2 protein-coding genes are annotated in these 4,449 nt (G+C 46.2%); both read left to right on the top strand.

Annotated features, from left to right (window positions below):
• Positions 1-68: 68 nt before the first annotated feature.
• Positions 69-3,350, top strand: coding sequence for an efflux RND transporter permease subunit (locus PF479_RS20525; protein WP_298010916.1), 3,282 nt, complete (start codon positions 69-71; stop codon positions 3,348-3,350).
• Positions 3,351-4,449, top strand: a 1,099-nt coding sequence (locus tag PF479_RS20520) for an efflux RND transporter periplasmic adaptor subunit (protein ID WP_298010914.1), incomplete at its 3' end; no start/stop codon positions are given.

Raw genomic sequence — 4,449 nt, 5'->3', positions numbered from 1 at the left:
TAAAGAATTATATATTTACATGTTTTCTGTGGGAATAAGAATTAAGTTTTTCAAAGGAGCTACTCAAAATGAAAGAGAATACAGGATTCCTGGGAAAGATTTCAGCAATAAGTGTAGATAAATACCGCATCATTTATCTCGGAATGATGATGGTAAGGGTTTTAGGGCTGGGAATATTTAATGAATTGCCTAGAGAATCTAAACCGGAAGTTGTATTTCCCATGATAAAAGTTACAATCAATTATCCCGGAGCCAGTCCCAGGGATGTGGAAGAACTTGTGACAAATAAACTGGAAGCTGTTCTGCAGGGAATTCTCGATCTTGAATTTATTTCATCCACATCTTTAGCAGGCAGAAGTGAAATTCAGCTGGATTTTTACCCGGAAAGTGATCGTGATGAGAATTATAGTGCTGTAACAAAGGCGATTGATTCGGTGCTCAAGGACCTCCCTGAGGAAGTGGAAACACCATTAGTGCGGGTTTCTACAACTGCCAATAGGGCTTTTCTTGTCCTCAGCCTCAGTGGTGATGTGAACCCGGGAGCTTTAAGAGATGCGGCATCTCTTCTAGAACGTCGCCTTCTCGCTCTGGAAGGAGTCCGGGATCTGGGCGTATCAGGTCTCTATACGGAAGAGATACAGATACAATATTACCCTTCGAAGCTTGCGGAATACGGCCTCTCCTCTGATGATATTCTCCAGGCGGTAAAACTCAATCATAAAGATACACCTGCAGGAGAAACAGAACTCGATGGTATGCAGTACTTTGTCCGAGTCCTGGGAGCTTACGGATCAGTCGATCAGATAAGCCGTATTCAAATACCCCTTCCCGGGGGGGGAAACCGTTTTCTGAAAGATCTGGCCAAGGTAGAAGTTCAGCCTGTTCCTAATGGGTCTCTATCACGGAGAGCCGTCGGTCTCGGTACAGACAATGTTAAAATGCTGCCTTCTGTCACCTTGTCCCTCTACCGTGACGGAGGGACTGATATAGTCGGGCCGAGTGAAGCCGTGTCTGTTCAACTGGAGGAACTGAAATCATCTGGTATTTTAGACGGGATCGATATTCAGGTTATTCAGGATGATGCAGAAACAGTAAGACAGGACCTGGCAGATGTGCTGGAGAATGCTTTTTCAGGCCTTCTTATTGTCGTGCTTGTCCTTTACCTTTTCCTGGGTATCCGTGAAGCACTGATTACCAGTCTGATTATCCCTTTCTCCATGTTCCTCAGTTTTGCAGCCATGAATCTTGCCGGAATGACTTTCAACACTATGACCCTTCTGGCCATGATCGTCGCATTAGGCCTTCTTGTTGATAACGGAATTGTCATTGTTGAAAGTGTTGTGGAGCATCGAAAGCAGGGGAAATCAAGAACGGCAGCTGTCAAGGATGCTTCCCGGGAGGTGGCACCCTCCATCTTTACTGCGACTCTGACCACAATGGCCGCTTTTATTCCCCTCGCGCTGATGGAGGGACGTGTCGGTATGATCATCAGCGTTATACCTATGACAGTCATTTTCATTATTGCTTCCTCTCTGCTGGTTGCCCTGACCCTGACGCCAGCGGTTAGTGCCCGCTGGCTTAAACCGGACAGGAAAGTGACAGATGATGAGATTCCAGAGGAAGGCTTCTCCTGGAAACGGGAAATTTTCATCGGGCTCCTCGTCTCCGGCCTCTTCAGTCTGGCTTTTCTGGTAGACCGGCGTCCCGGCACTCTTACCTATGTTATGACTCTGATTATGCTGATTTTCATGATGGTCAGAACATTGTCGCGATATAAAAATGTGAATGTTTTTGACCGGCTGGCCGATGGCTACAAATCCCTTCTGGAGATTCTCCTCAGTCATCGTTTATACAGAGTTCTGCTGCCTGGCGTCATGGTTGTTCTTTTAGGTCTTGTCTTTTGGGGAATCGGATCGGGATTTTTGAAAATAGAACTTTTTCCCATAAAAGATGAAACCGCTCTTTATGCCGTCATAACGGCTCCGGAATTTAGTACATATGAGAATACTGACAGGATAACGAGAATGGTGGAACAGAAGCTCATGGGATTGGATGGCATAGCCAGTCTTTATAGTGAAGTGGGACTGACTTCAAGCAGGGATGCCCAGGTGGTTATGAATCTGCTTCCTCCCGGAGAAAGAAGCTGGACAACACAGAAGAAAATTCCTGAGCTTATGGGAATGCTCTCCTCCATCCCTGGAGCAAGAATTACAGTCGGAACTCAGGCAGGAGGAAAAACAGCCAACAGTCCGGTTCAGATAAAAGTCCATGGAGAGGACCTGGAAGAACTGCGGCGGGTTTCAGAAAGGATTTCTAATGAGCTTGTGGAAGTCGACGGCGTAAGGGGTGTCTTAAGTGATTGGGAAAAGGGTTTTCCGGAATTACAAATTCTGCCTAAAGAGTTATTTGCCTCTGCCGCTGGAGTGGATGCAACCATGCTGGGAATTCAGGTTCGTTCCTATCTGGAAGGTCAGAGTGCAGGAACTCTTCTGGGGAAAGAAGGAGAGCTGGAAATCCGGCTTGGCGTTGACCCCTCTCTGAGAAATTCGGTAGATGATCTGCAAAAGATTTTAATAACCCTGAAAAATGGTGATGTCCTTCCTATTACCCATGTATCAGACCTGATTACGACCCAGGGATATGGTACGATAAGACACAGTCAGTCGTTAAGGACTGTTACTGTGATGGCTCAGATGCTGCCTGATGCGAATATAAGAGAGGTTGTGGAAGGCTTTGAAAATATCCGGGCCAAGGCTCTTCCTCTACCGGAGGGAACAGACTATGCCTGGGCTGGTGAAGCGGCTGATCTAAATGACTCTCTGGGAAGCATGTTTTACAATTTTCTGGCAGCGCTCATTGTCGTGTTTCTTATTCTGGCTCTCCAGTTTAACTCTTTCAGTCAGTCACTGGTTATTATGCTTTCCGTACCAATGTCCATTATCGGTGTATTTGCCGGACTGATTCTAACAGGGAATAATTTTGGATTATATGCCTTTATGGGAGTCATCGCTCTTGTGGGAATTGTTGTCAATGATGCCATCGTCCTTGTCGACTCCTTAGGGCGGCTGAGAAAACAGGGCTTTGATTTGATTCCGGCTCTGGTCGAAGCGGGACGGTCACGTTTCGCTCCGGTTCTTGCTACAAGCCTTACCACTATAGGAGGAATGCTCCCCCTGGCATTTAAAGATGCCAATTTTGCACAACTGAGTATCTCCCTCATATCAGGTCTGCTGGCATCCACCCTGTTAACATTGCTCATATTGCCGCTGACTTTTTATACCATAGACAGCTTTAAAAACAAAATACAGAAAAGAATCCCGATCTTTATTGATCAATTGGAGGGAAAATAGATGAGTATCAGATCATTTTCTAAAATGACCCTGTTTTTCACAGTATTAACAACAGGTCTAATACTGTTCGGATGTGTTCCTGCGGAAGAAATAGTAAAGACAGGTTCTTCCGGTTCGGACACAGTTCCATCTGCTGAGATAAAACCTGATTTGAAGGTTCCTCCTCCCGGCAGTCAGGCCTCTCAGGAAAAATGGGAGACTTTTACAGAGGAAAAAAAACAGGATTCCTGGAACAACTATCTGACCTCTCTTGCATCAGAAGGCGAAACCTCTGTTTCTGATAGTGCGGCTGCCCCGGAAAGCACTCCTACTGCTAAATCTTCACCGGGAAATAAGACCATTTCTGTGGTTACCGCACCCTTAAGCAGAGCGACAATGGAAGTCTATTATTACGGACTGGGAGATGTTGACGCCGGGGAAATCAAAAAAATTGTACCCGCAGCTGCAGGAATCGCAGCTCGAGTCTTTGTTACTGAGGGAGATTTTGTTGAGCCGGGAGATCTTCTCTTCTCGATGGACAGCAGTGAATGGCTCAGAGATATTGAATTGACAGAAAGCAAATGGGAAACAGAACTGACTCTGGTTCAAGTACGGCTGGATGAAGCGGCAAAAGAATGGGAAAGAATACAAACCTTTTATGACCGGGATCTTGTCACGAGACAGGAATTGGATAAAGCCCGCCAGACTGTGACAGAGGCTCAACTTGCAATGGACAAAGTGAGAATATCCCGGGAGACAGAGCTGGAGGGACTCCAGGAGAACTATCGAGGTCGATTAGGGATCAGTCCTGGTAGAGGCTATGTGTCGCAATTGAGTTTTTCAGAGGGCGAATCCGTCAATTCCTCGGACTTTGTGGAAATCGTCAACCTGGAAAAGGTTCTTTTGACGATTGAAGTCCCTGAAAATATTATTACCCGTATAGAAAGAGGGGCGCTTGTTAAAGCAAAAACCCCCTCGGCTGTTCAGTATGGTATTGAGGGGGTTATCACGGGGCACAAAGTGGTTCCTGAAAATAACCGGACCTATCAGGTCAGAGCCAGTCTGTTGAATCAGAATCAGAGACTTCTGCCGGGAATGCTGATGGAAGTCCAGATACAGC

Source organism: Oceanispirochaeta sp., assembly GCF_027859075.1.
In the GTDB taxonomy this organism is placed as follows: Bacteria; Spirochaetota; Spirochaetia; order DSM-2461; family DSM-2461; genus Oceanispirochaeta.
The sequence above is the reverse complement of the archived record's forward strand: the minus strand, read 5'-3'. Positions and strand labels throughout refer to the sequence as shown.